Here is a 22,410-nt window from a genome sequence, read left to right on the forward strand (position 1 = left end):
AATGGGAAGAGAGCATCCTGGGCGTTTTAAACAAGAGCTGCACCAGAAGGTAGACTAAGAATCCGTTGGCGATGTGAATGAGCAGATTGACCAGATGGTAGCCAAAAACATTAAGTCTCCCGAAGTGATAATTCAATGCAAGGGATAAATATCCAATATAGCGGCTATCGGACATATCCAGAAGGTTTGAAAGATGTTTGATCTTGGGATTATTTACAATCCTGATCACATCGTCGAAATGGAAAGAGGAGGTGAGGGTGTTGAAATAGATAAGGGTCGCCAGAACTGAAAGCGCCAGTAAGACCACCCGTGGGCCCGCAGTTAGGGCCTCAGAGGCGGGAGCCTCTTCTGCTCGTTGTTCTTCTTTTTTGGGGAACAGGGCGACCATTGGAGTAACTATATCAGATGGTCTAAAATGCTGTAAAGAACTGATACCATTAAAAAAAACTACTATCGCTCAAAGGCGATTTTAATAAAAGAAGGGATTTTTAAAAGGCCTTCAACTGATAAAATACATAGGGTTTGGAGAAAAATTTCCGTATTACCCTTGGAGCCTTTTTGATGTATACTTTTACTAATGGTAATTGAAAAAAATAAGGGATTGTTTAAAATCTATTTTAAAAAATGAATCCCCTCAGGGCTTTTGGGTTAATGGATCCCTTATCTCGACCCAAAAACGTTTAGGCATAAAATGGCAGTTTCTCTAGTATTTTTACGTATTCTGGGTGGAATCCTTGGAGCATTCTTTTTTCTCTGGGCATTCAGTCGATACAGGAAACACCTGATTCGACGGGCTGAATTTCTGGTGATGTCCTCCATGGGAGCGGGTTTGGTCTTGGTGGCTCTTTTCCCCAACAGCATAAATATTATTGCTGGAATGCTTTCCTTAGAAGACAAACAATTCGGCCGCTTGATCACATTACTTATTTTTTCCAACTTTGCCCTTTGGATTTTAATTTTTGGCTTAAGAGGAAAAAATGCGAAAGCATCCATTCAGTTTGATCTACTGGTTCGGAATTTGGCAAAACGTCAGTTTCTCTCTGATGAAAACGTTGAAAGGTTAAAAGAAATTGTGGTCATTATTCCTGCTCTGGATGAGGCGGAAAGCCTCAATCGGATCCTTCCCTCCGTACCGGAGGTCGTTCAGGGACACCCCGTTAGCGTTTTGGTGGTTGATGACGGTAGCCGGGATGAAACGGTGACCGTGGTCAAGAAACATAGCCATTTGGTGGTTTCTAACCCGATCAACCGGGGTGGGGGAGCCGCTTTACGGTTGGGATATGATATTGCCACCGAGGCGGGTGCCCGAATCATTGTTACCATGGATGGAGATGGGCAACACCTTCCCGGAGAGATTGAACGGTTGGTGGGGCCCATATTGAGAAATGAAGCGGATTTTATAATCGGATCAAGGATATTGGGAAAACATGAGAGGGATAGCCTGGTTCGATGGCTGGGTATCCACACCTTTAACCTGGTGATTAACCTGCTGGCCGGGACCAAAATTACGGACTGCTCCAATGGTTTCCGTGCCTTTCATGTGGATTCACTAAAAAATGTTTTGCTGCTCCAGGATCAATTCCACACCGCAGAGCTCATCATTGATTCCGCCAGAAAAGGGATCCGTATTGGAGAGGTTCCCATCACGGTTCTTCGCCGATATTCTGGGGAAAGCAAAAAAGGAAAAAACTGGAAATATGGCCTCAATTTTTCAAAAACCGTTCTGAAAACATGGCTTCGAAAATAAGGACTGAAATTTAAAAAAAAACAGGAAGCTTGGGTGTATATTGAGTTAATTTTTGTGTAAAGAAATGAAGTCTCATAAAAGAACCAAAACCCGTGGAGTCTTTGTTTGAAAAGTCAAACAATCTATTCACTCCCGTGGAATTCCAATATTCCTCCTAAAAGAGCCACCAATAACTCCTGAGAAAAAAATAGAACCCCGATTAAAACCCCCTGTTCTGGAGGCAAGTGATGCAATGTAAATAAGTAGGCATAAGCCCCCTCCCTGACACCAATCCCCCCCACTGAAATGGGAAGGATCTGAAGTAAGAGCACAAACGAGCTCATCCATACTACATCAAAAAAACCCAAAGGGAGATTGAGGGAAAGAAAAAGGAGAAACATCCGCCCAAGAAAAGACAAATGCCATAAAAAACTCAGTGCAAAAATTAAACCACACAATGAAAGAGACATATTGTTAATGGAAAAGTTGTCCAAAAAAGAAAGAGTGGAATTCCATCGGTCATTGGATCCCAGGATTTGTTTAATTTTTTCACGCAGAAATGATTGGAACCATGGAAAAACAAAGAATGAGAATGCAGCAACGGTGAATACCAAAACCAGTAAAATGAACGGTAACAGTTGTGCTTTAAATTGGGCAATCTCAAGATTTGAATTGAAAAAAAGAAAAGGAATAAAGGAAGAGAGTAGTAAAAGAAAAACAAATGTGAGGCGCTCAAAAATCGTTGATGCCAAAAAAAAAGCGTGACCGCCTTTGTTTCGGGTTATTTTATGCCATCGGACCAGTTCAGGTCCTACCGCCGAGGGTAGGAATAAACCATAGTAACGGCTAATCAGGTTAATTTTCATAATAGAAAAAAGGGAGCGGCTGATGATTGTGTTTTTTATCAGCAGGTAATATTTCGAAGCCAAAAATAAACTCCCCAGAAATACTAAAAGAGTTGACCCAAGATAAAAGTTCATGTCCGTGGTTCCCAAAACATTACCCATCACAGACCAATCTACCTTCAAAAAAAGATAGCCCAGAAAAATACCGGAGATGACCCCCCTGAATAGGAATTTTAATTTTTTGTTTACCATCTTTGCAGGTCCCAAAAACTCAGAGTTTTCAGCAAGGACTCAAAAAGGGGTTGGTTTTGAGCGATTCCTTGGGATGTGAATTTAGACTTTCGCTTTCCGGGATTTTCTTCTCTAACATTTGCAATCTCTACAAATAAGCGGTGGTTAGGTTGGGTGTCTTTAAAATCCATGATCTTGTGCAGGGTGGGCCTTTGGTCTTGCAGGAGGTCCTCAAACCGTATTTCAAGATAAGGCTCATACCACTCCGCAATATCAGGATGGGAACCAAGAATATTTTTCAATAGGGTTGTTCCGGATGGGGGAGACCCAACGATAAAAACCACTTTGGGCATACGTAATCATTACATTCAGATCTTTCTTATGTCAAGAAGCCCTATTTTTTAAACCTCTTCAGGGTTTCTCCAAATACTTTTGGGGTCCCTCTTCCAAAACCTCTTTTACTGATTATTCCCCGTAGGATGCTGCGGGGTGACCACTGAGGTTCCCCCTTTGGAAAAGGGGGTAGGGGGATTTGAGAATTGAGTTTTTCCTCTGAAAACCCCGGAGCTTGTTGCGGGAACCTTTAATTTATATTTAAAAAATTTGATAGCGCGTTTTAGCCTTTTGTTCCAAGGGAAATGGTTTTCGGGTTCGGGTTAGAAATGGAGATTGACTCGTTTGAAAAAATCGGTTAATTTAATAAAATCATGCACATCAATGGTTTTTATACCGGTAAAAAACAAACATAAGACGGACAAGGGGGTTTTTAAAATCCTATGAGAGTATTTATTACGGGCATGGACGGTTACACGGGATGGTCATTGGCCCTTTATTTGGCAGCCAGGGGCCATGAGGTCAGCGGATGCGATCTTTTCCTTAGAAGAGATTGGGTGGCGGAAATGGGTTCTCAATCGGCGACACCCATTCGGCGGATGACCGAAAGACTTGAAGCGTTTCGTGGACATTTTGGAAACAACCTCCAGTTTAGAAAGGGAGACCTAAGAGATTATAACTTTGTGTTGAACTGTTTTCGCGCTTTTGAGCCGGAGGCCATTGTCCATCTTGGGGAAATGCCCTCAGCGCCCTACAGCATGATGGATGTGGAACACACCGTTTTTACCCAAATGAACAACCTGATTGGAACACTGCACATTCTCTATGCCATGAAAGAGACCTCCCCGGATGCCCATCTGGTTAAGCTCGGAACCATGGGGGAATACGGCACCCCTAACATAGATATTCCCGAAGGTTTTTTTACCATCGAATATCGGGGAAGAAAAGACACCCTCCCTTTTCCTAGACAGGCGGGAAGTTGGTATCATCAAACCAAGGTTCACGATTCCCATAATATCATGTTGGCCTGCAAAATTTGGGGACTCCGCTCAACCGATATTATGCAGGGTGTGGTTTTTGGAACCCGAATTGACGAAATGGCTGATGATGAGCGCCTCGTCACCCGATTTGACTTTGACCAATGTTTCGGAACGGCGGTCAACCGATATTGTGCTCAGGCCGTCATCGGCCATCCCTTGACCCCCTTTGGGAAGGGAAAACAAAAAAGGGGTTTTCTTCCCTTGCGGGACTCCATGCAATGTTTGACCTTGGCCATTAACCATCCTCCAGCCCACGGGGAATACAGCGTATTGAATCAATTTCAGGAAGTTTACAATACGACCGAGTTAGCTCAAAAAGTTGGAAAGGTGGGGAAAGACCTGGGTTTGAAAGTGTCCATTCGAAACCTGGAAAATCCCCGGAAAGAAATGGAAGAGCACTATTTCAACCCGGATCATCAAAAACTTCTAGACCTGGGATACAAACCCACACATTCCCTAGAGGAAGAATTGCGGATCATGCTGAATGATTTGATGAAGTACCGGTCCCGGATCGAAGCCAGGAAAGAAGCCTTGATTCCCGATATTCGGTGGGATGGAAAGCGGAAAAAGGTCTCGTTTCTTTCGGGTTAATTTTTCTGTTCATGTTTTTAAAGATTTTTTTCATTTTGTAAATTCTGAACTTGCACCGCTGATGGTTCAGACTGCCCCACTCAAAATGGATGACTTTTATGCGTTGAGGTCAAATCTTTTTTCTTTTCCCCTTCACCACATCACACAAACAACCCATTCCTGGATATTTCTTGGGAAAAAATAAAAGCCCCCCTCCCTTAGGGAGGATAGGACCTTTCGAAGGGTTTCCATTAGGTTTAAACTTGAAACGGACCCGGATCGGAAATTGGGCAACCCCTTTTTTACGGTAAGATGAGAAAGCATTTAATGGGGAAAAAATTAAGGAAAGACTCAGAGGTTTACCCGGTCACAAAGGAAAATTGTATCCATCTTTTATTCCTGGTTTTATTAGGTTCCCTCCTTTATTTCAATTCACTCCATGGGCCCTTTCTATTTGATGACAATGTGTATGTTTTAAATCATCTTCAAATCACAGAAGGGGGGGGCTTTCTCAGTTATTTTTCTAAGGGGTTTTGTGAAGGGGCCTCCCAGGACTGCCCGTTCTATCGGCCTTTGGTTAGCCTTTTTTTTCGTTTAGATTATTTAATTTGGGGAGAAAATCCATTTGGATTTCACCTGAGCAGTTTAATCTCACACCTTTTGGTTTTGGTTTTATTTTATGTGGTTATTATTTTTATTTTTGGCAATAAGTTAATGGCTGTGGTCGCATCTCTTGTGTTTGCCGTACATCCGGTTCACGTGGAGTCTGTGGCTTTTGTAACCGCCCGAACAGATCCCCCTGCAACGATATTTTTTCTTCTTTCCTTATTGGGTTTCCATTTTTATTTAAAAGGGGCCAGCCGGTCTTATAAATTTTTAATTTTTTCGGTAATGGGATTCGCCATGGCTTTATTCACAAAGGAAATCGGGATGTCCCTTCCGGTTATATTGCTAATGTACGACCTGCTTTGGGTAAGACCTTGGGCAGGGATCCGGAATCTTTTTCAAAGATGGCTCGATTACCTTCCCTTTGCCGCAGTGGGAATCCTTTATATCATCATGCGCTCTTTGGCCATGGGATCGGTGTCGGTGGAAAATATCTATGGAATCCCTTTAGGCGTTCGTTTGATGAACGCCATGGTTCTTCTTTGGGAGTACCTGTCTTTAATGGTTGTTCCCTATCCTCTTATGATTTTTCATGAAGTCCCAAAAGTTTTAAATATCGGGAACACTAATTTTCTCCTGGCCCTTTTTGTTCTCGGTTTTTTAACAGGACTGCTTCTATGGAACCGAAAAGAACACCCGGGGTTTTTATTCAGCGGGATTTGGTTTTTAATTACCCTTGTTCCTGTTTTGGGAATTATTCCTCTTCCCTCTGCGTCGGTAATGGAACGGTCGGCCTACCTGCCTTCTATTGGGTTTTGTCTAGGAATAGGATTTTTGGCAAAATACCTTGTTAATCGTTGGGAGGGGGATCCAAGGGGATGGGTTATCAGGGGAATGATCGGTGTCCTCGTCTCTATCCTCATTATCTTTTCGGTAACGACAGTTCAGCGAAATCAAGTCTGGCAAGATGAGGTTTTAATTTGGGAAGATCTTTACCGAAAAACGCCAGGTGGATCTCCCATGGGACATATTAATCTAGCACTGGCCTATCATGAAAGAGGGGAATTGGATAAAGCAGAAAGGGAATATCTCTTGGCTCTCCGATACCACAAGGAACTCCAAGAAAAATTAAAACAGGCCGGGAGGGGGTCCCAACGGATGACCCAAGGAACCCCTCCAACAGCCATTTACCAAAGGTTAGGAATGATTTATCAAAAGAAAGGGCGGACGGATGCTGCGATTCAACAATACCGTCACGCCATTCAATTGGGTTTGGAAACACCTCAAGTTTATTATAACCTGGGACTGGAGATATTTAACAAGGGTGATCAAGACCAAGCTATTTCTCTTTTTCAAAAAGCCATTCGGTTAGACCCTGATTACTATAAAGCGCAGCTTCAGATGGGGATGATTTATGGGAACCGTCGAGAAGTCCATAAAGCCATTGAAGCCTTTAAGGAAGTGGTTCGGATTGACCCCGGAGATGACCGGTCTCATTTTCGCCTGGGCGCCCTTTATGATACGGCCGGGTCAACTGAAAAAGCTCGGGAGCATTATCAATTATTTTTGCAAAATGCCAAGCCCCATGCCTTGATGGATAAAATGATGGTCCAGGCCAAAAAACGGCTTTCTGAAATGAAAGAAGGCGAAGGGGCTCATCCATAGGGGTCGAAAGTCCAAGGGTATATCCAAAAGGCCTGGGTCTGTTTTAGCGGGTTTCTACAAATTGCACAAAATGGTATGATAAAAGGGTCTTTCGGTAAAGACCCCTTCCTCTTTCGCCACTTTGAAAAGGGGTAGCAGAAGGAATAATGAACCCGGTGAAACCCATTGTCTGAATATCAAACAAAATCGGAAACCCGAAGTGAGGGAGGGGCCTCCAATGTACGCCTCTTGTTTCTGTCCCTCCGTCCGTGGGAATGGATTAAAAACCTGTTGGTCTTGGCGCCTTTGTTTTTTGCGGGAATCATGACGGAGCCGGGTCTGCTTCAGAATGCCATTGGGGGGTTCCTCCAATTTTGTTTTATGGCAAGCGCGGTTTATTTATTCAATGATTTAGCCGACCGGAAAAACGATAGGCTCCACCCGGCAAAAGCCCAGAGGCCATTGGCATCCGGGGAGCTTTCCCCATCCTTGGCGTGGGGTTTTTGCGGGGGATTGAGCCTGATCAGTTTAGGATCGGCTTTTATAATATCCAAATCTTTTTTTATGGTTTTGTGTGCCTATGCCATTATTAATATTTTTTATACCCTTTGGCTCAAACAGGTCATTATTTTGGATGTTATGGTGATTGCTTTAGGGTTTGTTTTACGGGTCATTGGGGGGTCGGTATTGGTGGGGGTTCAACCTTCCAATTGGATCGTGATGTGTACCATTCTTCTTTCTTTGTTTCTTGCTTTGAGTAAAAGACGATACGAACTACAGACCATTGAAGGAGAACCCGGTCTGCACCGGGAGGTTTTAAAAGGGTATAATGCGTATATTTTAGATCAACTCATTGCGGTGGTAACCGCCTCTACCGTAATGTCTTATGCGCTTTATGCCATTACCGTTGGTGATTTTCAGATCTATTCCGTCTTTTTTGTCCTCTTCGGGATTTTCCGTTACCTGTATCTTCTTCATGGAGGGGCTGTGCAGGGTACTCCAACGGAAATGTTGTTGGCCGATCGTCCGTTATTGTTCACGTTATTGCTCTGGGGCCTGTTTTTAATGGTGGATATTTATTTTTTGTAAGGAGCTCATGAAACTGATCATACAAATCCCATGTTTTAACGAGGAAACCACCCTTCCCATTACCTTCGAGCAACTTCCCAAACAGTTTAAAGGGGTTGATCAGGTGGAGGTATTGGTGATCGATGATGGATCCCAGGACCGGACGGTGGAGGTGGCCCAACGGCTGGGAGTGCACCATGTTGTTCGGTTTACGAACAATAAAGGGTTGGCCCGGGCCTTTATGGCAGGCATTGATGCTTCTCTTAAATTGGGAGCTGATATCATTGTGAATACGGATGCCGATAATCAGTACCGTGCGGAGGATATTCAACCTTTAATTGACCCCATATTGGAGGGAAACGCGGATCTGGTGATTGGTGAACGGCCCATTGATGATATTCAACATTTTTCTTTTACAAAAAAGAAACTTCAAAGGCTGGGGAGCTGGGTGGTTCGTTTGGTTTCTGGAACAGAAATCCCGGATGCCACCAGCGGGTTCCGGGCTTATAGCCGGGATGCGGCTCTTCGACTGAATTTGTTGTCCAGCTTTACCTATACGCTGGAAACCATTATTCAGGCAGGCAAACAGGATATTGCCATCACCTCCGTTCCCATTCGCACAAACCCCAACCTTCGGGAATCCCGCCTTTACACCAGTATTTGGTCTTATGTTAAACGCTCCGGGGGAACCATTTTTCGGATCTTTACGATGTATGAACCCCTCAAGGTTTTTTCTCTTCTGGGGGGAGGAATATTTGGTGTGGGTGTTTTAATTGGACTTCGGTATCTTTATTTTAATTGGATGGGACAGGGCTCAGGACATATTCAGTCCTTAATTCTAGGGGCGGCGCTTTTAATTATCGGTTTTCAGGTGGTGGTGTTGGGGCTGTTATCTGATTTAATTGCCTCAAACCGGAAACTGATTGAAGATGGGTTGTTTCGAATCAAGAAGATTGAATTAAAACAAGAAAAACCAGACCCCCCAACGTAACCCAAACCACAAAAAAAAACCGACCCACCCGAAAAACCAAACAAACAAGACCAACCATTTAAGGACTCGGAATTTCCCCCAAGGGGGAGTTCAGGAGCATTTTTGCGTTTTTTACACGGATGGATGTGGGATCCGGGCTAAGGGAAATCACTTTTTCAAGATGGAAACGGGCTTCTTTTTGTTTTCCAAGTTGTCGAAGGACCAAGGCTAAATCATAATGTCCTTCTGGGAAAAGTGGATGGATCGCAATGGATTTTCCTATATATTCGGCGGCTTTTTCCAGGTCATCTTGCTTTTGTTGGGTTTGATGGGCCGCTCTCTCAGCCCGATCGAAATAAATGTTCCCTAAATAAAATAATGCCTCGTGGTTGGAGGGGTTGAAACGCAAAGCCTGGAGAAGAAGTGCTTCTGCTTTCCCTTCCTCCCCTTTTACACGATAGAGGTTTCCCAAGGAGGAACTGGCCAAAGATTTTCCAAAATCCTCATATATGGATTGAAGGGCGAGATTGAGTTCCCTCTCCGCTTCCTGGAAACGTCCTTCGCCAATGAAAGCATGGGCCAGGTTGTTGTGGGGAAGTCCGTATTCAGGAATTTTTTGAGTCAGATCGGTCCAAAAGGCAATATTGTCGCTCCAAACCTGATTCCGTAGGTAGGTGGTCCAAGACCATGGAATCAGAATCAAACCTATCATCAGGGTCATGAAAAGGATTTGATTGATTCGAGAAAATGTTTGTTTAAAAACGGAGGATTGGAATAATTGCACCAATAGGAATCCGGTTAGAAGGCAAATTCCGAAAGAGGGAATGTAAAGATACCGCTCCGCCAAAGGGGTTTTGGAAACTGAGGAGAATGCCACCAAAAGGGATGGGCTCAAGGAAAGAAAAACCCACGTTAGGGAAAAGGTGATCAAAAAATGTTTTTTCCAATAGGCCCACCCGAAAAGGATCGAAAAACAGACCAGCAGCACGATTGAGATGATCCAATGAGATAGGTCATTGGGAATTTCAGGAATAAAAGCCTGAAGGTTAAAAGGCCACAGGAGTTTTTTAAGGTAAAACCCTGCAATCAGAATGATATCCAGAAACACATTTTTTTCTGTTGGTATTTTCCACTGCATTTCTCCAATGCTACTTCCCAGTGCTGCGTGCCTCAATGCATAATAGGAAAGGAGAGCAACCCCTGGAAGAAGATAGGTAAACAGGTTGGGGGATTGAGGAGAATGGCCTGTTTTTTGGACGTCCCTTCTCTGGATAAAGTCAAAAAAAGGGAAAAGCAGGAGGAGGGCAATGGCTACTTCTTTTCCGCAAAGGGCTAGGAATAAAAAGATTGTTGAGAAAACAAGGAATCCAAAAGAATTTTTTTCGTTGTATTTTGAATAACAAAACATCGAAAAGAACATAAAAAAAGCGGAGATAGAATCTGTGCGGCCCGACATCCATGCCACACTTTCGGTGTGAATCGGATGCACCGCAAAAAGAGACGAGGAAAGCAGGGCAATCCAGTTTTTCATGGGATGGTCAGGAAGAAGCTGTCGGGAGAGGAAAAAGACCAGAAGGGTATTTCCAATATGAAAAAGAAAAACAGTGAGGTGGTATCCGAAAGGTTCCTGATTCCAAAGGGTTTGATCCCAAAGAAATGAAAGGGTGATGAGGGGGCGATAATAATTTTTGCTGATTTGGAAAATCGTTAAATCGGGAAAGAGAACATCACGGAGGGTTTGGAACCCGGGAAATTGCTGTTCGATCAGGATGACATCATCCCACACAAATTGATTGGTGAGGACGTTTACGTTGACCAGAATGGAAAGGAGGAGAGGCGGTAGCCAAAATTTGGATTTCACCCAGGGCGATTGGCCCACTCAAAATCCTTCTGGGGAGTGTCCTGCAAAGGGGACGTTTGAGAAAAGAGAAACCATAGGATGCTGTGAAAGTATACCTAAAATTTTTAAGGGTCGCAAGAAATCATCGGTCCCTTCAATAAGGATTTAGGAATTGTCCACCATCGCTTGGTTCATAGGCCATCCCTTCCCAAATTTTCCCCACTTGGGAAATGAAAAATTCCCCCAACTTCCCCCTCTTTAAAAAAGACCCCACCCAACTTCCCCTCTTTGGAAAAGAACCCACCCAACTTCCCCCTCTTTGGAAAAGAGGGGTCAGGGGAGATTCTACAATCTCAAATCCCCCTTCATCCCCCTTTTCAAAAGGGGGAGAGAAATGGAAGGTCCCCTTTTTCTAAGGGAAAAGTTCCTATCATAGTTTCCCTTCTTTAGAAAAAGAACCTCACCAAAATTTTCTTCTTTGAAAAGAACCCTCAATTGTTACCTTTCTTTGGAAAGAGGGCTCCCCCCAACATTCCCCTCTTTAAAAAAGACCCCACCCAACTTCCCCTCTTTGGAAAAGAACCCACCCAAATCCCCCTCTTTTCCAAAGAGGGGTCAGGGGAGATTTAATAATTACAAAACAAGATGGTTCATACACTCTCCTGGTCTAAGGGCTTGCGATTCATTTTTACCATGTTATAATATCTCTGGTTCTTTTAGAATTCAGAAATGACCTTCTATTTTGGTTTTTTGTTTTTGACCCGTGAGTTAAGAGAAATTTTTTTTAAAAAAAAGGAAAGTGCTAGCTAATGGAAACCTGTTTGGTAACCGGAGGGGCCGGTTTTATCGGGAGCCATCTTTGTGAGAAGCTCCTTGGGAAAGGGTACCATGTATTGTGCATGGACAATTTTATTACGGGCCGTAAGGAGAATATTCAGCCCCTTTTTTCCAACCCCCATTTTAAATTTCTTCACCATGATGTGATTCAGTCCATTGAACTCAAAGAAGAGGTGCATTATATTTTTCATTTTGCCAGTCCCGCCAGCCCGGTGCATTATCAGTGGTATCCTTTGGAAACCGCCCTGGTCAATTCAACCGGAACCAAAAATTTGTTAGACGTCACATTGGGTGGGCCCACCAAATTTTTACTGGCCTCCACCTCGGAAGTCTACGGGGATCCCCTGGTTCACCCCCAAAAAGAGAGTTACTGGGGGAATGTCAACACGGTAGGTCCCAGAAGCTGTTATGATGAAAGCAAGCGTTTGGCGGAGACCCTGACTACTATATATCACCAGGAATTCGGTTGTGATGTGGCCATTGTCCGGATCTTTAATACCTACGGTCCGAGGATGAAAAAGGATGATGGGCGAGTGGTCTCTAATTTTATTTGCCAGGCGATCCGGAATCTTCCATTAACCGTTTACGGAGATGGAAAGCAAACCAGAAGCCTATGTTATGTGGATGATCTGATTGAAGGCATTACCCATGTGATGTTTTCAAAAACGACTTCGGGAGAGGTGTTTAATCTGGGGAACCCCCATGAGGTGACCATCGGAGAGTTGGCGATCGTTATTAAGGGTTTAACCCGGTCTAAATCGGAAATTTCCTACCATCCCCTGCCACAAGATGATCCAAAGCAGAGAAACCCGGATATTCAAAAAATCGGTGATCAGCTCGGATGGGCGCCCAAAATCTCCCTGGAAAAAGGGCTTTCCCAGACCATTGATTGGTTCCAGAAAAATCAGGGAAAAAGTTAAACAACCACTTTTTCTATAACCTTTCCCTTTTAACTTCTCCTTTATAAATAACCCAGCTTTTCCATGGTCGGTCCCGCAATTTCCATTACCATTTTGAGTTCCTCGTGGGTAAGGCCTTTTTTATATTTTCCGAGGCAATGATGTTTAATTAAACTTAACTTAAACCCACTAGGATCTACCTTTAACCAATTTCCAAGTTCCTGTAATTCTTTTTTAGGGTTTTCCACCAGGTTTTCATAGCGCATGGTATAGATTTTATCTTTATTTTTTTCCATTATTTCAATCGCCGAGACCCAACGTCTTGCCACTTTTTCTGGGGTATCTAGGGTATTCACCCAGGGTTGGTTTCGCCATCGCGTCCTGGCCATATTAAGGGTGGAACTTGTTACATCCCTGCAGTCACGATAAATGACCAAGCAGTTTAAAAGTTTTGAATCAACCAATTGATCCAGGAGAAAGATATAATCGGGCCATTTATCCCCCACAAGGGTTGAAGAAAATATGGATTTTAATGCCGTTATGTGAGATTGCAACCCTAATGGCTTTGAATGAGAAGGAAAAAGATGGAGGAGATACCGGGAGATAAAGATAAAATTCGCTAGCATTCCGGACTTCATGAAACCATAGTTTGGATTTATTCCCCACTCATTTTTAATATTCCACCATCTTTTTAGGAAAAAAACGCAATAGGCCCTGTAGGAAAGTTCTAAGTTTAAAAAATTTCCAAACTCCATCGTGATTGTAATATCAGGATGGCTATTGCAGACTTTCTGAAGTAATGTTGTTCCTGACCGTTGATGGCCGCAGAGAAGGAGAGCCATAAATTCCTTACAATTCTCAAGAGATTAAATATATCTGTTAGTATACACGAAGGAAATCACGGTTTCTATTGTTCTGGTGAGTGCGGGATCGCTGAATGAAATCCTATCCTACCTCCAATCTCTGAAAAAAGGCCTCCCTAAACTTTCCCCTCTTTGGAAAAGAGGGGTTAGGGGAGATTTTACAAACTCAAATCCCCCTTTCTCCCTCTTTTCTAAAGGGGGAGAGAAATGGAGGGTCGCTTTTTTCTAAGGGAAAAGTTCCTATCATAGTTTCCCTTCTTTAGAAAAAGAACCCCACCAAACTTCCCTTCTTTGAAAAAGATCCCCCCCAACTTCCCCTCTTTGGCAAAGAGGGGCCAGGGGAGATTTTACAATCTCAAATCCCCCTTCATCCCCCTTTTCTAAAGGGGGAGAGAAATAGAGAGGCCCCTCTTCTAGACAGGAAATTTCGAAAATTCCCTCTTTAAAAAAACCTATTCAACTTCCCCAGTTTTGAAAAGAGGATTCCCTAAACTTTCCCCTCTTTGGAAAAGAGGGGCTAGGGGAGATTTTACAAACTCAAATCCCCCTTTATCCCCCTTTTCTAAAGGGGGAGAGAAATAGAGGGGCCCCCCGTTTCTTAAAGGGGACAGCGCCACCGTCCCTCCCTTAATAAAAGCCTCCCAAAACGCCCCCTCTTTGGAGAAAGAACCCCCTCCTAAACTTTCCTCTCTTTTGAGAAAAACCCCACCCCAACTTTCCCCTCTTTGGCAAAGAGGGGTCAGGGGAGATTTAATATTTCAAATTCTATCTCATCATTCTTTGCTAAGGTAGACCCAACAATAAATCCTCTTTTAGGAAAGGCGAGGCCAGGAGGAAATTGAAAATTCTTGAAAAACTTTTAACCAATCTCTTTTAAAAATGAAGCCCCCGTTTATTTAAAAAATCTTTCCTGCTAAGTAAAATTTTTCATTTTTTGGAAAGGTTTTTTCCTATTATTATATTTTCTTTTTCTCCATGTTGAATAATTTCTTTTAATTTAAAAGGTTTTGAAAATTTAAAACTGTTTTTTAAATAGAATCTTGTGACATTATTTCATGAGTTTAGTTCAAATTTCAGTTTTTTGGTGGAAAACTAGCAGGTTAGATGGCATTATTGTTGCTTTAAAGTATGTTCGTATAGTTTTATTTAAATTTTGAAAAAATATTTAAGCTTTAGTAATAAATGTATTAAAAAAGGCTAGTTAGCATGGACCCCACGTTCCAATACTAACTAGCCCGATCCCTACATTACCCGGACTAAGAGAGGAGCGGTTTTTTTAGTCAGGGATTTTGTAGTTGTTGAAAATATAACCGAGGATTGAGATTCCGTCAAACGGGATAAAAATTAAGGATTTAAATGGGTTCAATGCTGTTTTTATAGTTATTTCAAAAAGTTATGGAGGTAAGGGTTTTAGATTAATTGGTTTTCAAAATAGAAAAGACACCTTCTATCATGGCAAACTACCGGTAACGGTAGGGCGCAAAGCTACGGAGCTTTTTGCATTGGTTAATAGGTAACCGTTTTCCATCACCAGTGTGAAACCTTAAAGCTAGCCGGGCCACCGAGGTGACAATGATTCATTGTCATTTGGGTTGCCCGGCTTTTTTATTTTTAAGGATCAATCTATATAAGTTTAATTTTTTTGGGGGGGAGCTAATGAAGATCAATGGAAAGAAAAACCTTTTTATTATCCCGGGCCTTATGGCTTTTGCGCTGGGATTTTTCCTTTTATCGGCGGAAACCGCAAAGGCAGGAGATTTTGATTTTACTTGCATACCCCCTCCTTTACTTCAGCAAAACTGTGACGATGGGGAAGCCCAGACTTCTTTTGATATTACCGAGCCCACCCCAGGGACGGTCCGATTTACGTTTACCAATGTCGGCGGTATTCCTATGAAAATTGCCACTGTTTACTTTGATGATATGAATGGTGACCTCCAGGGTCCGATGACTTTTATTGAAGCAGGTTCCGGAATAGTAGATTTTGAAGAGGAATTTGGACCCAAAGATCCGCCCCGAGGGGCAAACCTCATTCCCCCCTTCGTTAGTGAATTCAGTGCAGAGAAGGTTGATGGAGATGTAGATGCTGTAGATCCAGGGGAATCCCTTGGTGTCGAATTCACTATTGCCGGTGGAAAAACTTTTGCGGATATCCTCGATGATCTGGGAAGCGGTGCATTGCGAATTGCAGAGCATGTCATCAATTTTGCATCTACGAACGGCAGCAGCGAGGCATTCGTCAACAATGCAAAATACGGCCTCACCGTAACGCTTGCGGGGTCGGGAACAGGGACCGTCAATTCCGCTCCCTCGGGAATCAACTGCCCTGGGGATTGCTCGGAATTTTACAATACCGGTACAATTGTTACCTTGACCCCAACCCCTGATGGGGGATCTGTGTTTGCGGGATGGACAGGAGATCCGGATTGCTCAGACGGTCAAGTGACGATGAATGGGACTATAAGTTGTACGGCAACTTTCACTTCAGTGTCGTCGGATCTTTCGATCACGAAGACGGACAGTTCCGATCCTGTGGTGGTGGGAGGGAACGTGACGTACAGTGTGACGGTGACGAACAACGGGCCGGATAACGCCACCGGCGTGGTCGTGACGGATACGCTGGATCCGAGCGTGACGTATGTGTCGGCGACGCCGAGCCAGGGAACGTGCTCGGAGGCCGGGGGGACAGTGACGTGTAATTTAGGAAGCATCGCCAACGGGGCCAATGCGACGATCTCGATTGTGGTGACGACCACTATGACCGGTACAATCGGCAACGCGGCAAGCGTCAGTGGAAATGAGACCGATCCGGATGAGTCGAATAATACGACGCCGGTGGTCCAGACGACGGTGGTTTCGCAGTCGGTGGATTTGTCGATTACGAAGACGGACAATCCATATGATCCGGTGGATGTGGGGTTGGATATAACCTATACGGTGACTGTGACCAATAATGGACCAGGTGGTGCGACCGGAGTAACGGTGACTGACACGTTAGATCCCAATGTAAATTATGTTTCTGCAACCCCGAGCCAAGGAAGTTGCGTCGAAGGAGGAGGTGTTGTAACTTGTAGCTTGGGAGCCCTTGCCAATGGCGCCAATGCGACCATTACGATTGTTGTGTCTACCACTGTCGCCGGGATTGTGGGAAATACCGCTGACGTGGCTGGCAATGAGAGCGACTCTGATCTTAGTAATAACAGCGCTACTGAAAACACCAATGTGGGGGATGTGAGCCGGTTGATTAACATATCCACCCGGGCGGAGGTCCGGACGGGAGACAATGTGATGATCGGCGGGTTTATTCTGGGTGGAGGAGTACCGAAGACCATATTGGTCCGAGCGCAGGGGCCGAGTCTAGTGGATTTTGGGGTATCGGGGGTGATGGCGAATCCGACGTTGGAGCTTTATTCGGATTCGACGTTGATCGCCCAGAACGATGATTGGCAGGACCCGGTGACGCAGTGTGATTCGCCGGCGACAGGGTGCGGGGATGCGGCGGCAATCCAAGCGACGGGGCTGGATCCGTGCACGGCGGCGACGACGGGGTGTACATTCGATTCAGCGGTTTTGATTACGTTGCCGCCGGGGCCTTATACGGCCATCATGCGTGGTGTGGGTGGAGGAACGGGCGTGGGTCTGTTGGGGGTATTCGATCCGGATACGGGGACACTGCCCAAGTTGGTGAATATATCGACGCGCGGATTGGTATTGACCGGGGACAGTGTGATGATCGGCGGGTTCATCATCGGGGCCGGGACCGGGAATAAATCGGTTTTGGTTCGGGCGCAGGGACCGAGTTTGGTGGATTTTGGAGTGAGTGGGGTTTTGCCCAATCCGACGATGCAGTTGTATTCGGGGTCGACGGTGATTGCGCGGAACAATGATTGGCAGACGACGGATCCGTTGTGCGGGTCTCCGGCGACGGCCTGCGGGGATGACCAGGATATCATCGCGACGGGATTAGATCCGTGCACGGCGGCAACAACAGGATGTACGCTGGATTCTGCCATTCACATAACGCTGCCTCCAGGGCCATATACAGCCATTGTCAGTGGGGTTGGGGGAGCAACCGGTGTTGGCCTGGTGGGTATTTTTGAGCTCGGACCTTAATGATTTCTTAAGAGAAATAAACATTAAAAAGATTTGTCCCACTCTTTCCTTTGGGAGGGGTGGGATTGGGTGTTCTAGATTACGCATTCCAAAAACCACTTTTTTTTGAGGTATTTTTTTAAACCTTAAGTGAGCTAAATGGAATTCGACCAGCCTGAAGCTTCTCAAAAATCTCCAATTTTTTATCCAGAAAGAATTTTTTAATTAAAAAATCTGAGCATGATATTTTTTTCAAAAAAATAGAGATTTCCTGAAATTTCATCACGAACCTCTAGGAGAGATATAGGTTTTAATTTTATTGGTAATTATGGGATACTTTTTTTGGAGGAATTTGATATGCAAAAAAGAAAAGGCCACTTTTTTAGTTTAACCGCAGGGTTGGTTTTTCTTTTCGTTTTAGGGATGGGCACAAAAGGTTTTGGTTATAGAATGGTTCCAATGAATCTGGAGGAAATGGTAGCCAAGGCAGATAGAATCATGATTGGGGTTTGTGAATCCCGGAGCGAAGGGGAAATGGAAGTTGGTAAAAAAGGACAACCAATTCATTATACCGAGTATACCTTTCAGGTGACCGATGCCATTAAAGGAAACTTGGGACAAACATTAACCATTCGCCAGGTTCGGTTTGGGGGTTCGCCAAACCCAAAAAATTCCAATGGAAATCAAGTCCAAGCTGAAAGCGCCCTTACCTTTAACCCTCTGCCTTTACCGGAGTATCAGGAAGGAAAGGAGGTGCTTTTATTCCTTGGGGCGGATAGCATTTATGGGTTTACCAGTCCTATTGCAATGGAGCAAGCTGTGTTTGATGTAAAAATGGATCAGGGGAAAAAAGGTTTTTCAAATCGGCTTAGTAATCAACTAATTTTTGAGGGGATTTCAATAGAATCTTTATCCGCCTCCAAAAAATTATCAGCTGCAGAGATGGCCATTTTTCCAAAAGGGGAAAAAGGGGCTAAAGTTGAAGGTCAAAAAACCCCAGTTCCTTTTCCCTATGAACCTTTTGTTTCTTTGATTCGAAAGCTGGCGAATGGGAATTAAAAATATGAAAAAAACTTTGTTTCTTTTTTATCAAAAAAGAAACAAAGTAAGTCAGAGTTTTTTAATCCTGGTTTTTTTCTTTTTCTCTTTGGTTCCTTATTCCCTTGCAGGAAATCCATTTCTTCCTCGAAGCAACGGTAACCCTTATTTGTGGGATACTTCAAACCCCCTTCCTTTCCATCCCGATGGGGGAAACCTTGGCTTATGGAATAATACGACCGCTGTGGCCAATACACTTGAAGCATTCGACCGCTGGGGGCCGGATATTTCAACTTCTTCTCTGACCTTCTCGAATGCTGGGGGCATCCCCGGAGATGGGGATGTCAATACCGTTGCGGAGTTTAATGCGTTGGATGGCAATTGTGCCGATAATATTAGCCCAGTTATTTTTGACGCGAATGGTTCTCTTTTTTCGGCCTTGGGGCTGCCCTCAGGGGTCATTGCGTTTGCGGGTCCGGATTGCGGAATTGACGCCACAGGGGAAATCACAGAAGGGATTGCCGTCATCAATGGGAAGTGGTTTGATGGCAATCCAACCAATGGGGAATTGACTGAAGATGATTTTAAGGGAACGTTGGTTCACGAATTTGGTCATTGGTTGAATTTGGATCATTCCCAAGTGAATGGACATTATTTTTTGGGAGACTCCGATGTTGGGTTTGATGAATTCGCAACCGGCTTTGGTCCCCCACCCCTATCATCGGTTGAAATTATGTTTCCATTAATTTTTTCCGGAGCCGCCTCAACCCCGAGAATCGATGACGTTGCCACTGTTTCTAGAATGTATCCTTCTGGAGGGTTTGGGGCCAGTACGGGTACGATCACCGGAACCATATATTTACCAAATGGGGTAACCCCTTTTCAGGGTGCAGATGTCATTGCCAGAAATGTGGTCGATCCGTATAACGATGCGGTCTCCAATGTGTCAGGGGATCTCTTTTCTGCCCCTGCTTCGGTGGGTTTCTATGAAATTCCGGGTTTGACTGCGGGAGGAAATTATTCCTTAGAAATCTCAAATGTGAACCCCCAGTTTACCGCTGGAAGTAGCGTGGGTGAGCTTGATCCCCCAGCAACCATCCCTGGCCCAGAGGAGTTTTTCAATGGAGTGAATGAAGCCTCCACCAATCCCCCGGATGATGTAACCATCTATACTTCACTGGGTTCTTCTGCAGGGGTGATCAATTCAGGAGCGAATGTCATTATCAATGGACTTTCTGCTGACTTATCGGTTATCAAAACCGACTCACCGGACCCGGTTTTAGCTGGAACCCAATTAACCTATACGGTAACGGTTACTAACAATGGCCCGGATAATGGGACAAATGTTATTCTAACGGACACCCTCACCCCAGGGTTAACATTTATTTCCGCTACTCCGAGCCAAGGAAGCTGCTCGGAAACAGGGGGGGTTGTAACCTGCCCCTTGGGCAATTTGGCTAACGGGTTAAGCGCAACGGTAACGATTGTGGGGATTCCCACAACGGATGGAAGCATAACGAATACCGCAACTGTTTCTGGAAATGAAGGGGACCCCAATTCAGGAAATAATTCTGTTTCAGAAATAACCACGGTTAATCCAGCCTCTTCCGATCTTTCAATTATTAAAACGGACTCCCCTGATCCGGTGTTGGTGGGACAAAACCTTGTTTATACATTAACTGCAACCAATAATGGGCCTTCCATCGCAAACGGAATAACCGTTACAGATACCTTGGATTCCAGCGTTACTTTTTTATCCGCCACCCCCACCCAAGGAAGCTGCTTTGAGTCGGGTGGAACCGTTACCTGTTCATTGGGAACTCTTTCCAATGGTTCAGGTGCAGCCATAACGATTTTAGTTCAACCGACATTGGAGGGATCAATTTCCAATTCCGCGTCCGTAACCGCGAATGAGAACGATCCCAACGGGACAAATAATTCCGACTCTGAAATAACCAATGTTAAAGCGGCCTCATCTGACCTATCATTAACCAAAATCGACACACCCGATCCTGTTTCTGTGGGGGCTACATTAACCTACAACATAAATGTGATAAATAATGGACCTTCGTTAGCAAATGGAGTAACTGTAACGGATTCCCTTCCGGGGGGGGTGAGTTTTGGATCGGCGGTACCGTCACAAGGGATTTGTTCGGAAAATAGTGGTACTGTCACCTGTAATTTGGGGACCCTTTCGGACGGGGCAAGTGCAACCGTAAACATTTTTGTTACCCCTTCCCTAGAGGGCACCTTAAGCAATTCCGCAAATGTGATGGGAAATGAAGCCGACCCAAATATAAGCGACAATAGCGCAACAGAAACCACAACCGTAAGTTTAGATCCGGGATTGTTATCAAACATTTCTACCCGTGGCCTCGTTCTAACAGGTGCAAATGTAATGATCGGAGGTTTTATCATTGAGGGGACCTCTTCTAAAACGGTTCTAATACGGGCCCAAGGCCCTAGTTTGGTAGATTTTGGGGTAACCGGAGCCATGGCCAACCCCACCATGCAATTATTTTCAGGTTCAACGAGTATTGCCCAAAATAATGATTGGCAGACGACAGATCCTTTGTGTGCTTCGCCCGCGGTATCTTGTGGCGGATCCGCGGAAATCATCGCAACGGGATTGGATCCCTGCACGGCGGCGACAACGGGATGTAATTTGGACTCCGCGATATACATTACCCTTCCCCCAGGGGCCTATACTGCCATAGTGAGTGGTGTAGGAGGAGGAACAGGAGTAGGTTTGGTGGGCGTTTTTGATGTAGATACTGGAAATACATTGGCTCAACTGATTAATATTTCCACAAGAGGATTTGTTGGAACTGGGGCAAATGTTCAGATTGCGGGCTTTATCATTGAGGGGACATCGTCTAAAACAGTTCTAATACGGGCCCAAGGCCCTAGTTTGGTAGATTTTGGGGTAACCGGAGCCATGGCCAACCCCACCATGCAGGTGTTCTCTGGATCAACTGTGATTGCACAGAATAATAATTGGCAGACGACGGACCCATTATGTTCGGCTCCAGCGGTATCGTGTGGCGATGACCAAGATATCAACGCCACAGGTTTAGACCCGTGTAGTGCAGCGATTACAGGATGTGCGTTGGATTCAGCTATATACATAACCCTTCCACCAGGAGCCTATACCGCCATAGTGAGTGGCGTGGGAGGAGGAACAGGAGTAGGTTTGGTGGGATTGTTTGATGTCAATTAAGGCCTGTCCTAATTATAGGGTTAAACCATAGATTTTTTAAAACTCGAAAGGTTTATTTGAGGTTTTTTGATTCAAAGGTGGTTTACCCTAAAGTTTAACTTCCTATTCTCCGTTGTTTGCTACGGGGTGACCGCTTAGGTTCCCCCTTTTCCAAAAGGGGAAGGGGGATTTAAGGATTTAGGTTTTTCTCTAAATACCCGGCAGTCTTGCTGCGGGGATCTTTTTTTGAAATTCAGAAATTCCCACCTTTTTTTTAAAATATCAAAAATATTGCTTTTTCAGTTTTGGAGCTTTCCAGTTTTTTTATATGTTTCCCCCCTAATTTCCCCAATCTTCCTTTAGCCTTGGATAGGTAGGTTAATGACTGCGTTTCTAGGTCTTCCTGTTCCACAACTTACTATTCAGTTAGATCTTTCCGAACTTTTTTAAGTGAAAATTAAAAATATTGGCTCATCGTGGAAGTGAGTGGGTAAATTTTGTCATTACCCGCCTGTCCGGCGGGCACTTGCAGGCAGGGGAAAGCGGAAATCCAGGCCCTTCCCGTCATTCCCGCGAAACCTGTCCTCGAATGACTTTATCGGGGAGCCG

The 22,410-nt window shown here is 44.5% G+C and carries 14 protein-coding genes and 1 riboswitch; of the genes, 9 read left to right on the forward strand and 5 right to left on the reverse strand.

Annotated elements, in window-relative coordinates:
* A partial coding sequence (locus VGB26_00005; protein HEX9756162.1) for a hypothetical protein occupies positions 1–388 on the reverse strand: 388 nt, incomplete at its 3' end.
* Between the two features lie 303 nt (positions 389–691).
* Here VGB26_00005 and VGB26_00010 point away from each other — a divergent pair.
* Positions 692–1,747 carry a DUF2304 family protein gene (locus VGB26_00010; protein ID HEX9756163.1) on the forward strand — a complete coding sequence of 352 codons (1,056 nt, stop codon included), beginning with the start codon at positions 692–694 and terminating at the stop codon, positions 1,745–1,747.
* Positions 1,748–1,869: 122 nt separating this feature from the next.
* Here VGB26_00010 and VGB26_00015 read toward each other — a convergent pair whose 3' ends face one another.
* Positions 1,870–2,823, reverse strand: a complete 954-nt coding sequence (locus VGB26_00015; protein ID HEX9756164.1) for a lysylphosphatidylglycerol synthase transmembrane domain-containing protein — start codon at positions 2,821–2,823, stop codon at positions 1,870–1,872.
* Positions 2,817–3,155 carry a sulfotransferase gene (locus tag VGB26_00020; protein HEX9756165.1) on the reverse strand — a complete coding sequence of 113 codons (339 nt, stop codon included), beginning with the start codon at positions 3,153–3,155 and terminating at the stop codon, positions 2,817–2,819. The genes VGB26_00015 and VGB26_00020 overlap by 7 nt, the downstream gene beginning before the upstream one ends.
* Positions 3,156–3,578: 423 nt before the next feature.
* On the opposite strand from VGB26_00020, the gene VGB26_00025 reads away from it, so the two are divergent.
* The 4 genes from VGB26_00025 (at position 3,579) to VGB26_00040 (ending at position 9,054) form a co-directional block, all read left to right on the forward strand.
* Positions 3,579–4,766, forward strand: coding sequence for a GDP-mannose 4,6-dehydratase (locus tag VGB26_00025; protein HEX9756166.1), 1,188 nt, complete (start codon positions 3,579–3,581; stop codon positions 4,764–4,766).
* A 306-nt stretch (positions 4,767–5,072) separates the two neighbouring features.
* Positions 5,073–7,016, forward strand: a complete 1,944-nt coding sequence (locus VGB26_00030; GenBank protein ID HEX9756167.1) for a tetratricopeptide repeat protein — start codon at positions 5,073–5,075, stop codon at positions 7,014–7,016.
* A 165-nt stretch (positions 7,017–7,181) separates the two neighbouring features.
* Positions 7,182–8,084: a decaprenyl-phosphate phosphoribosyltransferase gene (locus VGB26_00035; protein ID HEX9756168.1), complete on the forward strand. Its 903-nt coding sequence runs from the start codon at positions 7,182–7,184 to the stop codon at positions 8,082–8,084.
* 7 nt (positions 8,085–8,091) lie between these two features.
* The gene (locus tag VGB26_00040) at positions 8,092–9,054 is read left to right on the forward strand and encodes a glycosyltransferase family 2 protein (GenBank protein HEX9756169.1); all 963 of its coding nucleotides are present in this window, start codon (positions 8,092–8,094) and stop codon (positions 9,052–9,054) included.
* Positions 9,055–9,112: 58 nt separating this feature from the next.
* Here the strand turns inward: VGB26_00040 and VGB26_00045 are convergent, their stop codons facing one another.
* Complete coding sequence (locus VGB26_00045; GenBank protein HEX9756170.1) at positions 9,113–10,894, reverse strand: tetratricopeptide repeat protein; 1,782 nt, start codon at positions 10,892–10,894, stop codon at positions 9,113–9,115.
* 788 nt (positions 10,895–11,682) lie between these two features.
* On the opposite strand from VGB26_00045, the gene VGB26_00050 reads away from it, so the two are divergent.
* A complete protein-coding gene (locus VGB26_00050; protein ID HEX9756171.1) occupies positions 11,683–12,630 on the forward strand; it encodes a UDP-glucuronic acid decarboxylase family protein in 948 nt (315 codons plus the stop codon).
* Positions 12,631–12,671: 41 nt separating this feature from the next.
* On the opposite strand, the gene VGB26_00055 is transcribed toward VGB26_00050, so the two are convergent.
* Entirely contained in the window at positions 12,672–13,451 is a 780-nt protein-coding gene (locus tag VGB26_00055) for a sulfotransferase (GenBank protein HEX9756172.1), read from the reverse strand.
* Positions 13,452–14,916: 1,465 nt separating this feature from the next.
* Positions 14,917–15,038: riboswitch (cyclic di-GMP riboswitch) on the forward strand.
* Positions 15,039–15,128: 90 nt separating this feature from the next.
* On the opposite strand from VGB26_00055, the gene VGB26_00060 reads away from it, so the two are divergent.
* The 3 genes from VGB26_00060 to VGB26_00070 all read left to right on the forward strand — a co-directional run bounded on the left by VGB26_00060 (position 15,129) and on the right by VGB26_00070 (position 21,822).
* Positions 15,129–17,585 (forward strand): hypothetical protein, encoded by a 2,457-nt coding sequence (locus VGB26_00060; protein HEX9756173.1) that lies wholly within the window; start codon positions 15,129–15,131, stop codon positions 17,583–17,585.
* A gap of 336 nt (positions 17,586–17,921) precedes the next feature.
* On the forward strand, positions 17,922–18,623 hold the full coding sequence (locus tag VGB26_00065) for a hypothetical protein (GenBank protein HEX9756174.1): 702 nt from the start codon (positions 17,922–17,924) through the stop codon (positions 18,621–18,623).
* Positions 18,624–18,627: 4 nt separating this feature from the next.
* Entirely contained in the window at positions 18,628–21,822 is a 3,195-nt protein-coding gene (locus tag VGB26_00070; protein HEX9756175.1) for a hypothetical protein, read from the forward strand.
* Positions 21,823–22,410 lie beyond the last annotated feature (588 nt).

This window comes from Nitrospiria bacterium (genome assembly GCA_036397255.1).
Lineage (GTDB): Bacteria > Nitrospirota > Nitrospiria > DASWJH01 > DASWJH01 > DASWJH01.